Raw genomic sequence first — 19,072 nt, 5'->3', positions numbered from 1 at the left:
TATCACGCGCCGGCCGGCCTCGCGAGCAATACCTTCTCCGATGCGCCCCGCGAATAGCTGCTTCTCCATAGCTGTAGCGCGGAAGTCATCGCGCAACGCCGGCTATCAGGCTATATCCGCGCCCTTGGGTAGCGGCGCCGCCGCGTAGAAGGATATTTCCCGTGCCGGCGCGGATCTCGCTGCAAGTTCCCGACAAGGCTCTGCTCGGTGCCTATGAGGCGGCCTTGCGTGGCGGCTGGTCGCCGAACACGACGCGCAATGTCGCGCCCGAGCAGCTCGCCGCCATCGCTGCCGATCCGGACGCCTTCCTTGCCGAGATTCGCGGTGGCCCGGGCCGTGTGAAGCTGCCCGATGGCCGCGAGGTCGATCGCATTCCCGGGCCGACGCGCTGGATCTTCGCCGAAGACCGCCCGGAGCGCCCCTTCATCGGCTCGATCAACCTGCGCTGGCAGGAAAAGGACGGCCGCCCGATCCTGGCCCTGCCTGAACATGTGCTCGGCCATGTCGGCTACACCATCCTGCCGGCCTCCGCTGGCCACGGCTACGCCACTGCTGCACTCGCCGCGATGCTGGGCGTCGCGCGCGAGGCCGGCCTGCCTGAGATCACCATTACCTGCGACGCGACCAACCATGCCTCGCGCCGCATCATCGAGAAGAATGGCGGGCGGCTGATCGAGACTTTCGTCGCGCCGCTCTATAGCCCCGATCAACGCCTTCGTTTCATCGTCAGCACCGCCCCATGACCGATATCGCTGCCTCCCGCAAAGCGGGCTCCTTCGGCCCGCTCCTGCCGGGCATCCTGCTCTCGGCCGTGGTCGCCATCGCCTCGGCCCTGCTGGAGCCGGTTCTCAAGGCGGCGGCCGGCGGGCGCATCGGCATCCCCGCCATCGTCATCGCGCTGGTCATCGGCATGCTGCTGCATCCGGTAGCGAACACGAAGCGCTTCGCGCCGGGCATGACCTTCTGCGTCAAGAAGCTGCTGCGCTGGGCGATCGCGCTGCTCGGCCTGCGCATTGCGCTGGGTGACATCGCCGCGCTCGGCATCTCGACGGCGTTGCTGGTGGTCGGCTCGATGGTGATCACCGTCGTCGTCGGCTTCGCGCTGGCGCGGATACTCGGCCGCGAGGCGGGCATGGGGGCGCTCGCTGGTGTCGCCACCGCCGTCTGCGGCGCCTCGGCCGCGCTCGCCACCGCGACGGTCGTGCCGGACTACCGCAACAAGGCGGCCGACGTCGCCTTCACCGTCATCGCGATGAACGTCTTCGCCACCATCGCGATGCTGGCCTATCCGCTGGTCTGCACCTGGCTCGGCTTCTCGCCGCAGCAGACCGGCATCATGCTCGGCGGCACGATCCATGACGTGGCGCAGGTGGTGGGCGCCGGTCAGTCGGTCTCGGACGAGGTCGCCAACGCGGCGGTGATCGTGAAGCTCTTCCGCGTCTTCCTGCTGCTGCCCGCGGTGCTGATCGTCGGCTGGTGGCTGGTGCGCGACAACAGCGAGCTCTCCAAGGCCAAGGTGCCGGTCCCGGTCTTCGCCATCGTCTTCCTGGCGCTCTGCGTGCTGAACAGCCTGCTCGCGCTCGTGCCGGCCCTGACGCCGACCTATCAGCCGATCCGCGACGCGCTGCTCGAAGCCTCGCGCTGGGGCCTGCTCATCGCCATCGCGGCGCTGGGGCTGGGCACTTCGATGGCGGCGATGGCCCGGCTCGGCTGGCGCCATCTCGCGCTCGTCACCGGCACGACCCTGACGATTCTCGTGGTCGTCACCGGCGGCCTTGTGCTGCTCGGCTGAAAGCCCGACAGAAGGCTGCGGGGGAGATCATGACCGATATCGTCATCACCGAGTTCATGGACGACACCGCCGTCGCCAACCTGAAGGCGCGCTTCGCGGTCCATTACGATCCCGAGCTCTATGCCGATCCCGACGAGATGGCGCGGCTCTTCGCCGATGTCCCGGCCGTGATCGTGCGCAACCAGACGCAGGTTCGCGGCAAGGTCCTGGAAGCGGCGAAGAAGCTGAAGGTGATCGGCCGCCTTGGCGTCGGCCTCGACAATCTCGACATGGAGGCTTGCGCCGCGCGCGGCATCCGCGTCTTCCCCGCGACGGGGGCCAACAGCCTCTCCGTGGTCGAATATGTCATCGGCACGACGATGACCCTGCTGCGCGGCGCCTATTTCGCCAATGCCGCGATGGTCGCCGGCGAATTCCCGAAGACCAAGCTGATCGGCCGCGAGATCGCCGGCAAGCTGATGGGCCTCGTCGGCTTCGGCGCCATCGCCCGTGACGTGGCCCGCCATGCCCGCGCCATCGGCATGGAGGTCGCGGCCTACCATCCGCGTCTGCCCGTAGACGATCCCGCCTGGAGCGGCGTGCGCCGGCTGGAACTCGACGAGTTGCTGGTCGAGGCTGACGTGATCAGCCTGCATGTCCCGCTGACCTCGGAAACGCGTGGTATGATCAATGCCAAGGCCTTCGCCCGGATGAAGCCAGACGCGATTCTGATCAACACGGCGCGCGGCGGCATCATGGACGAGGCGGCGCTGGTCAAGGCGCTCAAGGCCGGCAAGCTCGGCGGCGCCGCGATCGACGTCTACGAGCAGGAGCCGCTCGGCAAGGACGCCGCCAAGGTCTTCGCCGGCGCGCCCAACCTGATCCTGACCCCGCATATCGCCGGGAATACGGTGGAGTCGAACGGCCGGGTGTCCGGGCTCGTGGCGGAGAAGGTCATGGCGGCGCTGGAGGAACGGATTTAGGGCGTAGATTGGTGAGGTGGGAAGAGCGGCTTCTTTTGGCCCAAAAACGGAAACGCTATCACTTCACCTGAGGCGATTGCAGCTACTCGCTACGCTGCTCTTTGCCAGCACGGCGCTTCTTGAGTTCCCCAAGATAGAGGATGGGGAAGCAAATTATTATTATCAGTATCAATGGGATGAGTGGATTTAGGCCCGGCAAATAGAACACATAGGCGGAAATTACCGCCATCATGATTATCAAACTTGCGACTGAGGCCAGCATGATGCTTCTCGATACGTATGGATGATCAGAATGTAGTCGGATAATCCAAATTATCTGTTGAACTGATTCGTCAAAGAAATTGAGAAGGCAAATTTCTGTTCCCGATCCAAAGCAGGCTCTGCTTGATCAGTGCATCCCGAATCCCGCCTCCGCAGCCTCACACGAAATCGAACCGATCGACATCGACCAGTCCCTTGTCGGTGATCTTGAGATGCGGGATCACCGGCAGGGTCAGGAAGGCGACCTGCAGGAAAGGCTCCGCCAGCATGACGCCGAGCGCCTTCGCCGCCGCGCGAAGCTTCTCAAGATCGTTCCGCACCGCCTCGAAGGGTTGCTCGCTCATCAGCCCGGCGACGGGCAACGCCAGCTCCGCCGTGACCTTGCCATCATCGGCCACGGCGAAGCCGCCGCCGAGCTCGATCAGCCGATTGGCCGCCGCCGCCATCGAGACCTCGTCGACGCCGACGACGCAGAGATTATGGCTGTCATGCCCGACCGAGGAGGCGATAGCGCCGCGCTTCATGCCGAAGCCACGGACGAAGCCCGTGGCGATGCCGCCGTTCTTGCCGTGCCGCTCGATCACCGTGACCTTGATCGCGTCCTGCGCCAGATCGGGCAGGGCCTCGCCGTCGCGTGAGGGCAGGGCCATTGCCAGCCGTTCGGTGATGATCCGCCCCGGCACCACGCCGATCACCGGCGTCTCGCCGTCGCGAGCCTTAACAGTGAAATCGGCAGGGTTGAGCCTGCGGCTCTTCACGCTGCCGAGCCCGACCGGCGCGATCGCCGCCCGATCCGCGAACAGAGCCTCCTCGACCAGCCGGCCCCCCGTCAGAACCTGCTTCACCGAGCAGGCGGCGAGGTCCTCGACCAGCACGATATCGGCGCGCTTGCCCGGCCCGATGAAGCCGCGATCGAACAGCCCGAAATTCCGCGCCGCCGAGAGCGAGGCGATGCGATAGGTTGCGAGCACATCCGCGCCCTCGGCAATGGCGGTGCGGATCATGTAGTCGAGATGGCCTTCCTCGCCGATATCGAGCGGGTTGCGGTCATCGGTGCAGAAGGCGAGGAAGGGCGAGGCGTCGCGCGAGATCAGCGGGATCAGCTGATGCAGGTCCTTCGACACCGAGCCCTCGCGGATCAGGATCGCCATGCCCTTGGCGAGCTTTTCGCGGGCTTCGTCGGCGGTGGTGGTCTCGTGGTCGGTGCGGATGCCGGCGGCGAGATAGGCGTTGAGGTCCATTCCGCGCACCAGCGGTGCGTGCCCGTCGATATGGCGGTGCGAGAAGGCTTCGAGCTTGGCGAGGCAGCCGGGATCGCGATGGATCACGCCCGGAAAGTTCATGAACTCGGCCAGGCCGATCACCTTGGGATGATCCATCATCGGCGTCAGGTCGCCGGCTTCCAGTTGGGCGCCCGCCGTCTCCAGATGCGTCGCCGGCACGCAGCTCGACAAATTGACGCGCAGATCCATCCGCATCGCCTCGGCACAGGCGAGGAAATAGCGGATGCCCTCAGTGCCGAGCACGTTCGAAATCTCGTGCGGGTCGCAGATCGCGGTGGTGACGCCATGCGGCAGCACGCAGCGCTCGAATTCGAGCGGCGTCACCAGCGAGGATTCGATGTGCAGATGCGTGTCGATGAAGCCGGGCACGGCGATCAGGCCTTTGGCGTCGATGACGCGCTTGCCTTCGTAGGTTCCATATGTCCCGACGATGGTGTCGCCGCAGATGGCGATATCGCTCTCGACCAGTGCGCCGGTGACGAGGTCCAAGAGCTTCGCGCCCTTGATGACGAGATCGGCCGGCTCGTCGCCGTGCCCCTGGGCGATCCGGCGGGCGAGCGGGGCAGCGTCGGTCATGGGGCGATTCCGTTGTGTCGACATGGCGCCAACCTGCCTCTCTCTGCCTGCAATGTCGACTTGGTCGGCGGCCCGGATCGGCCTAGATAGGGCCGGCATTTCGAAAGCTCGGAGCCTTCGCATGAAACTCACCTGGTACGGCCATTCCGCCTTCCGCGTCGATCTCGACGGCGCCGCCATCCTGATCGACCCGTTCTTCACCGGGAATCCGGCTTTCGAGGGCGATGTCGCCGCGATCTCCAGGGGCGTCAGCCATATCGTCGTCACCCACGGCCATGGCGACCATGTTGGCGACACGCTCGACATTGCCAACAAGACTGGCGCGACGGTCGTCACGAATTACGATCTTGCGATGCATCTGGCCTCGCAGGGCCTGAAGAATTTCAGCCCGATGAACACGGGCGGCACGGTCGATCTCGGCCCGTTCAGCGTCACGCTCGTTCGCGCCGATCATTCGGCCGGGATGGGCGAGGGCGGCGTCAACGTCCCCGTCGGGAGCGCCAATGGCGCGATCATCAAGGCCAGGGGCGAGAAGACGCTCTGGCACATGGGCGATACCGACATCTTCTCGGACATGGCGCTGCTCAGCGAGATCCATGGCGTCGAGGCCTGCATCTGCCCGATCGGTGACCGCTTCACCATGGGCGGCAAGGTCGCCGCGCTCGCCATGACGCGCTTCGTCAAGCCGAAGGTCGCGATTCCCGCGCATTACGGCACCTTCCCGATCATCGACCAGAACGCCGATGCCTTCGTCGCGGGCATGCAGGGCAGTGGCGTCGAAGTCATGCTGCCGAAGAAGGGCGAGGCTTTCGCGATCTGAGATCCCACCGCGAATCGATCCCTCCGCCGTCATCCCGGGCAGAGCGCAGCGGAGACCCGGGATCCATGCCTGAACCTGTGCCGGAAGCGCTCCGGAATGAATCCCGGATCGGCGCGGCTTCGCCGCTTGTCCGGGATGACGCGCGGGGTAAGTAAGCGCTTACTTACTTCGCCGCGTCTGCTATAGCGCGGCGAACCGTTTCCGGCGCGTGATCCGCGCCCTATCCAGGAGTCCGCCATGTCGGTCGATCTCGCCACCGTCAAACGCGTCGCGCATCTCGCGCGCATCGCCGTGCCGGAGGCCGATCTGCCCAAGCTGCAAGGCGAGCTCAACGCCATCCTCGGCTTCGTCGAGCAGCTCAACGAGGTGAATGTCGACGGCGTCGAGCCGATGACCTCGGTGACGCCGATGGCGATGAAGCAGCGCGAGGATGTCGTGAACGACGGCGAGATCGCCAATGCGATCGTCGCCAACGCCCCGGCTTCCGAGGACAATTATTTCATGGTGCCGAAGGTGATCGAATAAGCGCACGGCGCGCGCCTTCGATCATCCCGGATCCGCCTCGCGATCCGGCCTTTGCGACCAGATAAAATCCGGAATCATCCCGTGACCGATCTCACCCGCCTGACGCTGACCGAGGCCCGCGACGGCCTGAAAGCCAAGACCTTCTCCGCGACCGAATTGACGAAGGCGCATATCGCTGCCGTCGAGAAGGCCCGCGCCCTCAATGCCTATGTGCTGGAAACCCCCGAGCACGCGCTGAAGCAGGCCGCGGCCTCTGACGAGAGGCTCACCAAGGGCGAAGCCGGCCCTCTCGAAGGCTTGCCGCTCGGCATCAAGGACCTGTTCGCGACCAATGGCGTGCGCACCACCGCCTGCTCGAACATCCTCGGCAATTTCGTACCGGCCTATGAATCGACCGTGACGAGCCAGCTCTGGCGCGACGGTGCCGTGATGCTCGGCAAGCTCAACAACGACGAATTCGCCATGGGCTCGTCGAACGAGACCTCGGCCTTCGGCAATGTCGTCAATCCCTGGCGCCGCAAGGGCTCCAATGTCGGCGCCGGGCAGGGCGGTTCCGTCGAGGGCAACCATCTCGTGCCGGGCGGCTCGTCCGGCGGTTCGGCCGCGGCCGTCGCCGCCGATCTCTGCCTCGCCGCGACCGCGACCGACACCGGCGGCTCGATCCGCCAGCCGGCCGCCTTCACCGGCACGGTCGGCATCAAGCCGACCTATGGCCGCTGCTCGCGCTGGGGCACGGTCGCCTTCGCCTCCTCGCTCGATCAGGCCGGGCCGATCGCCAAGACCGTGCGCGACGCGGCCGTGATGCTGCGCTCCATGTCCGGCCACGATCCGAAGGATACGACCTCGGTCGACATGGCCGTGCCGGATTACGAGGCGGCCGTCGGCCGCTCCGTGAAGGGCATGAAGATCGGCATTCCCCGCGAATACCGGCTCGATGGCCTCAATGCCGAGATCGACGCGCTCTGGCAGCAGGGCATCGCCTGGCTGAAGGCGGCCGGCGCCGAGATCGTCGAGATTTCGCTGCCGCATACCAAATACGCCCTGCCGGCCTATTACATCGTCGCCCCGGCCGAGGCCTCCTCGAACCTCGCCCGCTATGACGGCGTCCGCTACGGCCTGCGCGAGCAGGGCAAGGACATCGTCGAGATGTACGAGAAGACCCGCGCCGCCGGCTTCGGCGCCGAGGTCAAGCGCCGCATCATGATCGGCACCTATGTGCTCTCGGCCGGCTATTACGACGCCTATTACGTCAAGGCCCAGAAGATCCGCACCCTGATCAAGCGCGATTTCGAGACGGTCTATGCGCAGGGCATCGATGCCGTGCTGACGCCCGCGACACCGTCCGCCGCCTTCGGCATCGGCGAGAAGGGCTCGGCCGACCCGGTCGAGATGTATCTCAACGACGTCTTCACGGTGACGGTGAACATGGCCGGCCTGCCGGGTATCGCCGTCCCCGCCGGCCTCGACGCGCAGGGCCTGCCGCTGGGTCTGCAGCTCATCGGCCGCCCCTTCGACGAGGAGACGCTGTTCTCGCTTGGCGAGGTGATCGAGCAGGCCGCCGGCCGCTTCGCGGTCTCCGAGCGCTGGTGGGGCTGAGCGCTTCGCTCACTCCGAAGGACGACACTTCAAAAAAAGGGCCGCGCGAGCGGCCCTTTTGAATTTCACAACCGTGCCCGACGGCGTGCCGGCGCGCTTAGTCGCTTCCGCAGCTGCTGCCGTCACCGCTGCAGTTGTTGCCGCCTCCGCCGCAGCCGCCTTCCTCACCACGGCGCTGCCTGAGCCAATCCAAGTGGTAGACGAACCCTCCTTCGATCTTCAGCCGCTCGTCGATCGTGAAGAGGAGGGGGAGGCGGTGCGGCTCCTCCGGCTCGATGCCCTCTTCCCGGCAGCACAGCTTCCAGACGCGGTAGAGGCCACGCTCACCGGGCTTGCGCGGCGCGCTGTGGACCACCGACGGGACGTGATGCAGGAAGCGGCCGAAGGCCCGCTGGCAGAAAAGCTGGTAATCGCGCGTATGCAGGATGAACTCGTGCCAGAGATCGTCGACCACGCGGGACGGCATGGCGATAGCGCGTCCGCCCGCATGCAGATAGGCGCGAAAGAACTGGCGCAGGCCGCGAGAGACCAGCTCGATCTCATCGGAAGTCAGGGCAGGGTGGTGTTCGGCCAGCCGCTCGATCAGGCCGGGTGGCCAGGCATAGCTGTCGATGGCCTGCGTCCCGGCCTGCCGTTTGCGATCGACGGAGACATAGACATAGCCGGCGGTCGCCATCGCGGCGGCGGAAAGCATGATGAGGATAACGGGCATCGTCATCGTGCCGGCTCGAAGGCTCCGTCGGCCCGTCGCGCGGCGATGCTGCCCGCGAGGGACCTCGCATCCTTTGTGCTATCGAACCGCCCCGGAATCCAGAGGGCCGCCCGAAAGGCGGCCCCGAGGGAGAGAAGCATGGCCCTTCCTCCACAAAGGAGGAAGGGCATTGCATCGGTCAGTGCGCGGCGGTCGGCTGTGCGGCGGCCTTGCGCTTGTTCCCGCGCAGGTCCGCCAGCCAGCGCACCATCACGTAGAACACCGGCGTGAAGATCAGCCCGAAGAAGGTCACGCCCAGCATGCCCGAGAACACCGCGATACCCATCGCCTGGCGCATCTCCGCGCCGGCGCCGACCGAGATCGTTAGCGGCAGCACGCCGAGGATGAAGGCCATCGAGGTCATCAGGATCGGCCGCAGGCGGGTCTTGGCGGCAGCGACCGCCGCGTCGCGGCGGTTCATGCCTTCGTCTTCGGCCTGCTTGGCGAATTCCACGATCAGGATCGCGTTCTTCGCGGCGAGGCCGACGAGCACCACCAGGCCGATATCGACCAGAATGTTGCGGTCGAGCCCGGCATAGTTCACCCCGAACATCGCGGCCAGGATACACATCGGCACGATCAGGATGACCGAGAGCGGCAAGAGCCAGCTCTCGTAGAGCGCCGCCAGCAGCAGGAAGACGAAAACCACCGCGAGGCCGAAGGCGATGACCGCCGTGTTGCCCGCGAGCTTCTCCTGCAGCGCGATCTCGGTCCATTCGAAGCCGAAGCCTGCCGGTAGCCGCTCGGCCGCGATCTTCTCGACCGCCGCGATGCCCTGTCCGGTCGAGTAGCCATGCGCCATCGAGAGCTGCACTTCCGCCGCCGGATAGAGGTTATAGCGCGGCACGCGATAGGCGCCGGTCGTATCGTGGAAGGACGCGATCGAGCCGATCGGCACCATCTCGCCATCCGCGTTGCGGGTCTTGAGATTGGCGACGTCGCGGGTGGTCAGGCGGAACGGGTTGTCCGCCTGCGCGGTGACGCGATAGGTCCGGCCCAGCAGGTTGAAGTCGTTGATATAGGCCGAGCCCATATAGACCGACAGCGTCTCGAAGATGCGCGTGATCGGCACGCCGAGCATCTCCGCCTTGGTGCGGTCGATATCGGCATAGATCTGCGGCGTCTTGGTCGAGAACAGCGTGAACGGCTGCTGGATGCCCTGGACCTGCCCGGCCGAGCCGGCGACGACCCAGGCCGCGCCTTCGAGAGCCGCAAGCCCACGTCCGCCGCGATCCTGCACATAGCCCTTCAGGCCACCGCCGGTGCCGATGCCGGGAATGGCCGGCGGCTCGATGACGAGCGTGAAGGCCTCGGGGATCGTGAACATCTGCTGGCGCAGGTCGTTCAGGATGCCGGCCGTGGTCAGGCCTTCCTTCTCGCGGTCCTTGAACGGCGAGAGCGTCACGAAGGCGACGCCGGCATTCGGCGCGATCGTAAAGGTCGCGCCGTCGAGGCCGGCGAAGGCGACGGTATGGGCCACGCCCGGCCGCGACTGCAGCAGCTCGTTGGCCTTGCGCAGCACCGCGTCGGTGCGTTGCAGCGAGGCGCCCGGCGGCAGCTGCATCGCGACGATGAAGTAGCCGCGGTCGAGCTGCGGCACGAGGCCGGTCGGCGTCCTGCGGATGTCCCAGACGGTCGCCGCGATTAGGCCGGAATAGACGATCAGCAGGATCACCGCGATACGGATGAGCCGCGAGGTGACGCGCCCATAGCTGCGCGACAGCCAGTCGAAGCCGGCGTTGAAATAGTGGAAGAACCAGCGGATCGGCGCTCCCAGCTTGTAGAGGAGGCCGTGCTGCTCGTGCTCGTCATGCTTCTTGTGCGGCTTCAGCAGCACGGCCGACATCGCCGGCGAGAGCGTCAGCGACACGAAGCAGGAGATCGCCGTCGAGGCTGCGATCGTCACCGCGAACTGCTGGTAGAAGGTGCCCTGCAGGCCGCTGATGAAGGCGGTTGGGATGAACACCGCGCAGAGCACGAGCGCGATCGCGAGCAGCGCGCCACCGACCTCGTCCATGGTCTTGTGCGCGGCTTCCTTGGGTGAGAGGCCCTCGGCGAGATAGCGCTCGACGTTCTCCACGACGACGATTGCGTCGTCGACGACGATGCCGATGGCGAGAACCAGCGCCAGCAGCGAGATCGTGTTGAAGGAGATGCCGACCGCGCTCATCACCAGGAAGGTGCCGACCAGCGAGACCGGGATCGCGACGATCGGGATGATCGCGGCGCGCCAGGTCTGCAGGAACAGGATCACCACGATCACGACGAGCACGACCGCTTCGAGCAGCGTCCGGACGACCGCGTCGACGGACTCGCCGATGAATTCGGTCGGGTTGTAGATGATGCGGTGCTCGAGGCCGACCGGGAACTGTTTGGCCATCTCGCCCATCGTCGCGACCAGCTTGTCGGAGGTCGCGAGCGCGTTCGAGCCCGGGCGCTGGAAGACGCCGATGGCGACGGTGTTCTTGTTATCGAGATAGGCGTTGGTGGTGTAGTCCTGCGAGCCGAGCTCGACGCGGGCGATGTCGCGTACGCGGATCGTGCCGCCATCGGCATCGGCACGCACGACGATGTTCTCGAACTCGGAGACGTCGGTCAGGCGGCCGAGCGTGTTCACCGAGAACTGGAAGGCTTCGTCGGACTTTGCCGGCGGCTGGTTCAGCGCGCCGGCCGCGACCTGCACGTTCGCGGCCCTGAGTGCGGCGACGACGTCGCCCGCCGTCAGGTTGCGCGCCGAGACCTTGGCCGGGTCGAGCCAGATGCGCATCGAGAAGTCGCGCGCACCGAAGACCTGCACGTCGCCGACGCCGTCGACGCGGGTCAGCACGTCCTTCACGTAGAGCGAGGCGTAGTTCGAGATGTACTGCGCGTCGCGAGACCCGTCCGGCGAGATCATGTTGATGACCATCAGGAAGTCCGGCGAGGCCTTGCGGACCTGGATGCCGAGCGCACGCACGTCCTGCGGCAGGCGCGCTTCGGCTTGCGAGACGCGGTTCTGCACCAGCACCTGCGCCTGGTCGACATCGACGCCGGCCTTGAAGACGACGTTGATCGTCACCCGCCCGTCACCGGTCGATTGCGAGGTGATGTAGAGCATGTCGTCGACGCCGTTCACCTCCTGCTCGATCGGCGTCGCCACGGTGGCGGCGACGACCTCGGCAGAGGCGCCGGGATAGGTGGCGGTGATCGAGACCGTCGGCGGGGCGATCTCGGGATATTCGGAGATCGGCAGCGAGCGCTGCGCGATGGCGCCGGCGATCGTCAGCAGCACCGAGAGAACGGTGGCGAAGATCGGCCGGTCGATGAAGAAATGGGCGAAGCGGAACATGGGTATGTCCTGGCCGGAATAAGGCGGGCGGGCGCCCATTGGCGCCCGTGTTTCAGTGCCGGGCCAGGCATGGCCCGAGAGGCGGGCACCGGCTTTCGCGGAAAGCCGGCGCGGCAGGCGCTCAGTTCGTCGTCGCGACCTTGATCTCGCCCGGCTGCGGCGTCACGGCGACGCCGGGGCGGACCATCGGGTTGGCGTTGCCGCCGATGATCACCTTGTCCTGCGCTGTGAGGCCGGAGCGGATCACCCGCAGGCCTTCGCTGAGCGGGCCGAGGACGACCGGCTTCGGCACGACCTTGTTCTCCGGGCCGACCGTGAGCACGATCTTGTTGGCCTGGTCCGAGGCGATGACCGTGTCCGGCACGAGCAGCGCATCGGCTTCGCCGGCGAAGAAGCGCAGGCGGCCGAACACGCCGGGCGTCAGGAACTGGTCCTTGTTCTCGAACACGGCGCGGCCGCGGATCGTCGCGGAGCGGGCGTTCAGCGCGTTGTCGAGGAAGTTGACGTTCCCGCGGCGGCCCCATTTGGGCTCGTCGGCGAGCCGCACCTCGACCAGCGTGCCGGCATCTTTGCTGCCGGTGCCCTCGCGCGGATTGCTCATGCGGGCATAGCGCAGGTAGTCGGCCTCCGAGACGTCGAAGGTGAAGTAGATCGGCGAGACCGCAACGATGGTCGTCAGCAGCGAGGCGCCCGACTGGCCGCCGGCGATCAGGTTGCCCGGATCGACGCGGCGGTTCGAGATGCGGCCGGCGAGCGGCGCACGCACCTCGGTCCATTCGAGGTTGAGCTCGGCATTCTTCAGGTTCGCCTCGGCGCCCTGCTGCGTGCCGACCGCGCTGTTCAGGTTGGCGCGGCGCTGGTCGACGTCGCGCGCCGTGATGGTGCGGTTCTGCGTCAGGCCCTCGGCGCGCTCGACCTCGTTCTGGGCGAGATCGACCTGGGCCTTGGCGCGGGCCACCTCGGCGCGGGCCACGTCGACGGCCAGTTTGTAAGGCCGCTGATCGATGGTAAAGAGCAGGTCGCCCTTCTGGACGAGCGAGCCGTCGCGGAAATGCACGCTCTCGATGAAGCCGGAGACGCGGGCGCGCACGTCGACCTGTTCGCTGGCCTCGAAGCGGCCGGTGAACTCGTCCCAGTTGGTGATGCGCTTGGCGAGCGGGGTGGCGACCTGCACCGGAGGAGCCGGCGGGGCTCCCTGCGCGGCAGCGTCGAACGCCGTCAGGGTGGTCGACGAGAAGGCGGCGGTGAGCACCAGACCGATGAAACGGCTGCGTGACATGACGGAACTCCGGGTAACGAGCCGGCACAACCAATGGGGGTTTCCGGCATTTTGCGCAAGAAGGGTTGGCGAGTGACGAATGTCAAGAACCATCACCCGTCAAATTGCGCGATATTGCGCCACATAAGCCACATTCCCGCCATCTGGTTGCAGGAGCGCAACGCGACGGGATGTCTCGGGGGCTCGTGAAGGCGGTTACGGCGCAACGGAAGCTTGCCGCCCGCCCGCCGACATCGTAACGCGTAGGCGAATATAGCAGCCGGAAGAGTCCAGATGAACGCGCATGCCCGCCCCGCCGACCCGAAGAAGCTGATCAAGGGTGCGACCGGCGATTGGGAGATCGTGATCGGCATGGAGATTCATGCTCAGGTCACCTCCAATGCCAAGCTGTTCTCCGGCGCCTCGACCGGCTTCGGCGCCGAGCCGAACGAGCATGTCAGCCTCGTCGATGCCGCCATGCCCGGCATGCTGCCGGTGATCAATGCCGAATGCGTGAAGCAGGCGGTGCGCACGGGCCTCGGCCTCAACGCGCAGATCAACAACCGCTCGGTCTTTGACCGCAAGAACTACTTCTATCCGGACCTGCCGCAGGGCTACCAGATCAGCCAGTACAAGAGCCCGATCGTGGGCGAGGGCGAGATCGTCGTCGATCTCTCGCCGACCGAGCAGATCACCGTCGGCATCGAGCGGCTGCATCTGGAGCAGGATGCCGGCAAGTCGATCCATGACCAGCATCCGACCATGAGCTTCGTCGATCTCAACCGTTCGGGCGTCGCGCTGATGGAGATCGTCTCCAAGCCGGACCTGCGCTCGGCGGACGAGGCGAAGGCCTATGTCTCGAAGCTGCGCACGATCCTGCGCTATCTCGGCACCTGCGACGGCGACATGGAGAAGGGCAATCTCCGCGCCGACGTGAACGTCTCCGTCCGCAAGCCGGGCGATGCGCTCGGCACGCGCTGCGAGATCAAGAACGTCAACTCGATCCGCTTCATCGGCCAGGCGGTCGAGACCGAGGCGCGCCGCCAGATCGGCATCATCGAGGATGGCGGCACGATCGACCAGGAAACCCGCCTCTACGATCCCGGCAAGGGCGAGACGCGCTCGATGCGCTCGAAGGAAGAAGCGCATGACTATCGCTATTTCCCGGATCCCGACCTGCTGCCGCTCGAGTTCGACGATGCCTTCGTCGAGAGCCTGAAGGGTGCACTGCCGGAATTGCCGGACGCCAAGAAGGCCCGCTTCATCGCGACCTACGGGCTCTCGCCCTATGATGCCTCGGTGCTGGTCGCCGAGCGCGATCAGGCCGACTACTTCGAGGAAGTCGCCAAGGGCCGTGACGGCAAGGCCGCCGCGAACTGGGTGATCAACGAGCTCTTCGGCCGCCTGAACAAGGAGGGCAAGGACGTCACCGCTTCGCCGGTTTCGGCCGCGCAGCTCGGCGGCCTCGTCGACCTGATCGGCGAGGGCGTCATCTCTGGCAAGATCGCCAAGGACCTGTTCGAGATCGTCTGGACCGAGGGCGGCGATCCACGTGAGATCGTCGAGGCCCGCGGCATGAAGCAGGTCACCGATACCGGCGCCATCGAGAAGGCGGTCGACGAGATCATCGCCGCGAACCCCGACAAGGTCGAGCAGGTCAAGGCCAAGCCGACCATGCTGGGCTGGTTCGTCGGCCAGGCCATGAAGGCCTCGGGCGGCAAGGCCAACCCGCAGGCGCTGAACGAGATCCTGAAGCAGAAGCTGGGAATCTGACTCTGAAACATGCCGTCATCCCGGACGCAGCGAAGCGGAGATCCGGGATCCATGCCTGAACCTTCATCGGAAGCGTTCCGGAATGGATCCCGGGTCAAGCCGGGGATGACGTCGGTGTTTCCTGCGCAAGCTGGACGATTGGGATGATCCCCGCCGATCTCGTCATTCGCGACGCCGAAGCTGCCGATCTCCCGGCGGTCAGGGCGCTTTTGGTCGAGACCTGGCACGCCACCTATGACGGCATCTATGGCTGGCAGCGCGTCGCAGAGATCACCAATGCCTGGCACTCCCTGGAAAACCTGAAGGCGCAGCTCGGTCGCGACGAGGGCGTCTTCCTCGTCGCGCTGGTCGGCGAGGAGATCGTCGCCACGGCCTCCGCCCGGCAGGAGCGCGATCGTGCGGCCCTGCTGACGCGGCTCTATGTTCTGCCGAACCGGCAGGGCGTCGGCATCGGGCGCACCTTGCTGCAGGTTGCGCTGGCGTGCTTTCCGGATGCGCCGGTGGCGCGGCTCGAAGTCGAGAGCCAGAACGAGCCGGCGATCACCTTCTACGAGCGCATGGGCTTCTTCCTGCAGAGGCAGGCGCGCTTCGACGGGCGCGACGACACGCCCAATACGCTCCTGATGGCGAAGCGGCTCTTCGTTGCCTGAAGCAGGCGACCAACGGACGAGACAGGCCTATGACGAAAACCGAAGCTTCCGAGATCCGCATGCGCGAGGCGGTTAGGGCCGATGTGCCGCGCGTCGCGGAACTCATCATGCATGGCGCGTCGGTGCAGAAGCGCACGCCGGAGCAGATCGCGGAAGAGGCGCAGGACCCGGTCTATCTCAAGGCCTTCGAGGCCGTCTCGGCCAATCCCTACAACTCGCTCTTCGTCGCCGAGCTGGAGGGCAGGGTGGTCGGCACCTACCAGATCACCGTCCTGCCGGGCATGGCCGAGCGCGGGCGCATCCGCGCCAAGATCGAGAGCGTCCATGTCGCACCGGAATGCCGCGGCCGCGGCATCGGCGCGATCATGATGCGCCATGCGATCGCCTTCGCGGCGGAGAAGGGCGTCGGCCTCGTCGAACTGACCTCGCACAAGGCCCGGCCCGAAGCGCACCGCTTCTATAACAGCCTCGGCTTCGTGCAGAGCCACGAGGGCTTCAAGATGGCGCTCTCGCCCTGAGCGAGCCCGCCGTGAGGGCATGGCGCGGTCGCGCCGAAAGCGCACCGCAGCCCCTTCCGGGGCCTTCGCAAGCTTCCTAGGTTTCGGGGCGAGGCCTCCCGCCTGAAAGGAAGCGACCGATGTCCGAAGCCCCCGCCAAGCCGATCGACCTCTATTACTGGCCGACGCCGAACGGCTTCAAGATCACCATCATGCTCGAAGAGGTCGGGCTGCCCTACACCATCATCCCGGTGAATATCGGCAAGGGCGACCAGTTCAAACCGGACTTCCTCGCGATCTCCCCGAACAACCGCATGCCGGCGATCGTCGATCCCGACGGGCCGGGCGGCAAGCCGATCTCGGTCTTCGAATCCGGCGCGATCCTGCAATATCTCGGCCGCAAGACCGGACAATTCTATCCGAAGGACGAGCGCGGCCGTGTCGAGGTCGACGAGTGGCTGTTCTGGCAGATGGGCGGCTTCGGCCCAATGCTCGGCCAGACCCATCATTTCCGCCTCTATGCGCCCGAGCCCGTGCCCTACGCGATCGACCGCTACACCAACGAGGCCAACCGGCTCTACGGCGTGCTGAACAAGCGCCTCGAAGGCCGCGACTATATCTGCGGCGCGTATTCGATCGCCGACATGGCCTGCATCGGCTGGGCTCGCGGCTGGGAAAAGCAGGGCCAGGATATCAGGCAGTTCCCGAATGTCGCGCGCTGGCTGGAGACGATGCTGGCACGGCCCGCCGTGCAGCGCGGCATCAAGGTCGGCGAGGAATTGCGCAATCCGGCCGGCATCAGCACGCCCGAGGAAAAGGCGATCCTCTTCGGCCAGAAGGCGCGCTGACCTTCTTATCCTTCTCCCCTTGGGGGAGAAGGTGTCTGCGAAGCAGACGGATGAGGGAAGGACGGCGGGACACAGCCCTCATCCGTCAGCGCTTCGCGCTGCCACCTTTTCCCCACTGAAGTCGGCTGTTGCCGACTTCAGCACTTTAAGCTGCCCATCTCGGGCAAGCCCGAGATGGGTGGGAGAAGGGAAAATGACGTCAGTTCGACCGGTTCCACTTTACCGAGCGGCAGATCAGCCCGCCCATGACGCAGCCGGCCGTCGTCAGCGTATTGCCCGAGAGCGTCATCGTGCCCGAATAGGTCTTGCCGTCCTCGGGATTGAAGGCGCTGCCGCTCCACTTGTTCGCGCCGTTCGGCTTCATGTCGTAGAAGATGCGCTGGCCGACCTTGGCCGGGCCCTTCTCGTCCTTGAGCCAGGACAGCGAGCCGCAGAGCGCATCGCCGCATTTGGTGAAGCGCACGCGCGAGGCGCCGGTGTCGCGCTCCCAGGTGCCGACGACTTCCTGCGCGGCCGCGCCTGAGACGCTCGCCAGCAGCCCGAGCGCAGCGAAGGCCGCCAGCTTCGATCCGGTTCCGTGATGCATCCGATCCTCCCGTGTTCGACCAGCTATGTCTGCATGGTTCAGATGTGAACCATATCGCGGATTTTGCCGGCCTCCAAGCTGCCGTAGCGGAAGAGGTTTCCCCTGCTTCCGCGGCGCAAGGTGAATCCATCCTCAACGAGCACGGCTGTGACGTTAGATCAGACTATTGAAATCATGTCGCTTTTTGGATTTCCGAGATGAATCCTTCGTTGATTTAACCGGCTGATTACGTCTCGTTGAGACTCGATTCATCGCGAAATTTAGGACGCATTTTAAAGATCGGGACCACTCTCGCACTCATCAGCCGGGGCCTTTGGACGGGTGGCCGGCACAACGACAAGAGGGTGGTTGTCATGGCACGCATGGAGATGAGCGCGGTTCCCGCTTCGCTGGTGATCCCGGCGGAGGTGTCGGCGGAAGCCTATTATGAACTCGGCCTGATGCACGCCTCGGGGCGCGCCGGCGCCGTCGATCTGGTCAAGGCGCAGATGTGGTTCAACGTCGCCTTCGCCCGTGGCTGCGCCCGTGCAGCGGCGCATCGCCAGGAGCTGGCGCTCGAGATGAACCGCGACGAGATCGCATCGGCGCTGCGCGAAGCCCGCGCTTTCCTGACGCGGCACTGAGCGCCACGTTCGGCCGTCTGGAGAATGGCGCCTGCTGCGCCGTTCAGAACGCCGCGATGCCGCCAGAGGGCGGGGGCTGGTTGCCCCTGCGATCCCTGGCGATGGATTCCGACGTTACGAACAGGATCTGACAAAGCAGCGTCAGGCAGCTGGCGAAGGCGAGAGCAATGAGCACCATAGGTCGGCTCCTTGTCGTCAACGCCTCACTCTAGCACGGAATTGATCTGCCGGCTCATGGTTTCCGGACATCCGGGCGCGGCCGGGGAGCCTTGTGGGGTACGAAGGCGGCAGCTATAAGCGCGCCGCATTTCCTTTTTCCGTACCCCATCCAAGGATCGATCGATGGCTGTCCAGCGTACCTTCTCCATTCTCAAGCCCGATGCGACGAAGCGCAATCTCACCGGCGCGGTCAACGCGGTCATCGAGAAGGCTGGCCTGCGCATCGTCGCGCAGAAGCGCATCCAGATGACCAAGGCTCAGGCCGAGACCTTCTACGCGGTCCACTCCGCCCGTCCGTTCTTCGGCGAGCTCGTCGAGTTCATGACCTCCGGCCCGGTCGTCGTGCAGGTTCTGGAAGGCGAGGACGCCATCGCCAAGTACCGCGAAGCGATGGGCGCCACCAACCCGGCCAACGCGGCCGAGGGCACCGTCCGCAAGCTTTTCGCCCTCTCGGTCGGCGAGAACACCGTGCACGGCTCGGACGCGCCGGAGACCGCCGCGATCGAGATCGCGCAGTTCTTCTCGGGCAACGAGATCGTCGGCTGATTTCAGCCACCCGCTGAAAAGCAGAAAGGCGGGCCGGTTTCCGGCCCGCCTTTTTTTGTTGAGATTGACCTTTGTCATCAACTCAGTATTTAGCGTCTCTGAGCCTTGCGTTTGCGACGACGATGATGCGTCGCATGATGGCGACGATAGCGACGATTGGCTTTTTCTGGCGCTTGAT

General features: G+C 65.6%; 17 protein-coding genes. 12 read left to right on the top strand and 5 right to left on the bottom strand.

What is annotated here, in order from left to right; all coding sequences use genetic code 11:
- The first annotated feature begins 161 nt into the window (after positions 1 to 161).
- The 3 genes from WFK61_RS16765 to WFK61_RS16755 are packed head-to-tail and all read left to right on the top strand — an operon-like array spanning position 162 to position 2,754.
- A complete protein-coding gene (locus WFK61_RS16765) occupies positions 162 to 743 on the top strand; it encodes a GNAT family N-acetyltransferase (protein WP_336813228.1) in 582 nt (193 codons plus the stop codon).
- Positions 740 to 1,792 carry a YeiH family protein gene (locus WFK61_RS16760; RefSeq protein WP_336813227.1) on the top strand — a complete coding sequence of 351 codons (1,053 nt, stop codon included), beginning with the start codon at positions 740 to 742 and terminating at the stop codon, positions 1,790 to 1,792. Before WFK61_RS16765 ends, WFK61_RS16760 begins: the two co-directional genes overlap by 4 nt.
- Before the next feature lie 29 nt (positions 1,793 to 1,821).
- Entirely contained in the window at positions 1,822 to 2,754 is a 933-nt protein-coding gene (locus tag WFK61_RS16755) for a hydroxyacid dehydrogenase (protein WP_336813226.1), read from the top strand.
- Positions 2,755 to 3,173: 419 nt separating this feature from the next.
- Here WFK61_RS16755 and ade read toward each other — a convergent pair whose 3' ends face one another.
- Complete coding sequence (gene ade, locus WFK61_RS16750; RefSeq protein ID WP_336813225.1) at positions 3,174 to 4,874, bottom strand: adenine deaminase; 1,701 nt, start codon at positions 4,872 to 4,874, stop codon at positions 3,174 to 3,176.
- A 121-nt stretch (positions 4,875 to 4,995) separates the two neighbouring features.
- On the opposite strand from ade, the gene WFK61_RS16745 reads away from it, so the two are divergent.
- The 3 genes from WFK61_RS16745 (at position 4,996) to gatA (ending at position 7,815) form a co-directional block, all read left to right on the top strand.
- Positions 4,996 to 5,694, top strand: coding sequence for a metal-dependent hydrolase (locus tag WFK61_RS16745; protein ID WP_336813224.1), 699 nt, complete (start codon positions 4,996 to 4,998; stop codon positions 5,692 to 5,694).
- A gap of 237 nt (positions 5,695 to 5,931) precedes the next feature.
- On the top strand, positions 5,932 to 6,219 hold the full coding sequence (gene gatC, locus WFK61_RS16740) for an Asp-tRNA(Asn)/Glu-tRNA(Gln) amidotransferase subunit GatC (protein ID WP_336813223.1): 288 nt from the start codon (positions 5,932 to 5,934) through the stop codon (positions 6,217 to 6,219).
- An 81-nt stretch (positions 6,220 to 6,300) separates the two neighbouring features.
- A complete protein-coding gene (gatA, locus tag WFK61_RS16735; RefSeq protein WP_336813222.1) occupies positions 6,301 to 7,815 on the top strand; it encodes an Asp-tRNA(Asn)/Glu-tRNA(Gln) amidotransferase subunit GatA in 1,515 nt (504 codons plus the stop codon).
- Positions 7,816 to 7,912: 97 nt separating this feature from the next.
- Here gatA and WFK61_RS16730 read toward each other — a convergent pair whose 3' ends face one another.
- From WFK61_RS16730 to WFK61_RS16720, 3 genes are all read right to left on the bottom strand, one after another.
- A complete protein-coding gene (locus tag WFK61_RS16730; RefSeq protein WP_336813221.1) occupies positions 7,913 to 8,527 on the bottom strand; it encodes a glycine-rich domain-containing protein in 615 nt (204 codons plus the stop codon).
- A 178-nt stretch (positions 8,528 to 8,705) separates the two neighbouring features.
- Positions 8,706 to 11,894 (bottom strand): efflux RND transporter permease subunit, encoded by a 3,189-nt coding sequence (locus WFK61_RS16725; RefSeq protein WP_336813220.1) that lies wholly within the window; start codon positions 11,892 to 11,894, stop codon positions 8,706 to 8,708.
- A gap of 121 nt (positions 11,895 to 12,015) precedes the next feature.
- On the bottom strand, positions 12,016 to 13,173 hold the full coding sequence (locus WFK61_RS16720; RefSeq protein WP_336813219.1) for an efflux RND transporter periplasmic adaptor subunit: 1,158 nt from the start codon (positions 13,171 to 13,173) through the stop codon (positions 12,016 to 12,018).
- 273 nt (positions 13,174 to 13,446) lie between these two features.
- Here WFK61_RS16720 and gatB point away from each other — a divergent pair, with 273 nt between their 5' ends.
- From gatB to WFK61_RS16700, 4 genes are all read left to right on the top strand, one after another.
- On the top strand, positions 13,447 to 14,925 hold the full coding sequence (gene gatB, locus WFK61_RS16715) for an Asp-tRNA(Asn)/Glu-tRNA(Gln) amidotransferase subunit GatB (RefSeq protein ID WP_336813218.1): 1,479 nt from the start codon (positions 13,447 to 13,449) through the stop codon (positions 14,923 to 14,925).
- A 143-nt stretch (positions 14,926 to 15,068) separates the two neighbouring features.
- Complete coding sequence (locus WFK61_RS16710) at positions 15,069 to 15,575, top strand: GNAT family N-acetyltransferase (RefSeq protein WP_336813217.1); 507 nt, start codon at positions 15,069 to 15,071, stop codon at positions 15,573 to 15,575.
- Positions 15,576 to 15,604: 29 nt separating this feature from the next.
- On the top strand, positions 15,605 to 16,093 hold the full coding sequence (locus WFK61_RS16705; RefSeq protein WP_336813216.1) for a GNAT family N-acetyltransferase: 489 nt from the start codon (positions 15,605 to 15,607) through the stop codon (positions 16,091 to 16,093).
- A gap of 119 nt (positions 16,094 to 16,212) precedes the next feature.
- The gene (locus WFK61_RS16700) at positions 16,213 to 16,920 is read left to right on the top strand and encodes a glutathione S-transferase N-terminal domain-containing protein (RefSeq protein ID WP_336813215.1); all 708 of its coding nucleotides are present in this window, start codon (positions 16,213 to 16,215) and stop codon (positions 16,918 to 16,920) included.
- A gap of 199 nt (positions 16,921 to 17,119) precedes the next feature.
- Here WFK61_RS16700 and WFK61_RS16695 read toward each other — a convergent pair whose 3' ends face one another.
- Positions 17,120 to 17,506: a DUF2147 domain-containing protein gene (locus WFK61_RS16695; RefSeq protein WP_336813214.1), complete on the bottom strand. Its 387-nt coding sequence runs from the start codon at positions 17,504 to 17,506 to the stop codon at positions 17,120 to 17,122.
- 353 nt (positions 17,507 to 17,859) lie between these two features.
- On the opposite strand from WFK61_RS16695, the gene WFK61_RS16690 reads away from it, so the two are divergent.
- A complete protein-coding gene (locus tag WFK61_RS16690; RefSeq protein ID WP_336813213.1) occupies positions 17,860 to 18,129 on the top strand; it encodes a hypothetical protein in 270 nt (89 codons plus the stop codon).
- 342 nt (positions 18,130 to 18,471) lie between these two features.
- Positions 18,472 to 18,894 (top strand): nucleoside-diphosphate kinase, encoded by a 423-nt coding sequence (ndk, locus tag WFK61_RS16685; protein ID WP_336813212.1) that lies wholly within the window; start codon positions 18,472 to 18,474, stop codon positions 18,892 to 18,894.
- The last annotated feature ends 178 nt before the right edge of the window (positions 18,895 to 19,072 follow it).

The organism is Allobosea sp. MMO-172 (genome assembly GCF_037147855.1).
GTDB lineage: Bacteria > Pseudomonadota > Alphaproteobacteria > Rhizobiales > Beijerinckiaceae > Allobosea.
Note: the sequence above shows the minus strand (reverse complement) of the source record. Positions and strands in the feature narration are given on the sequence as shown.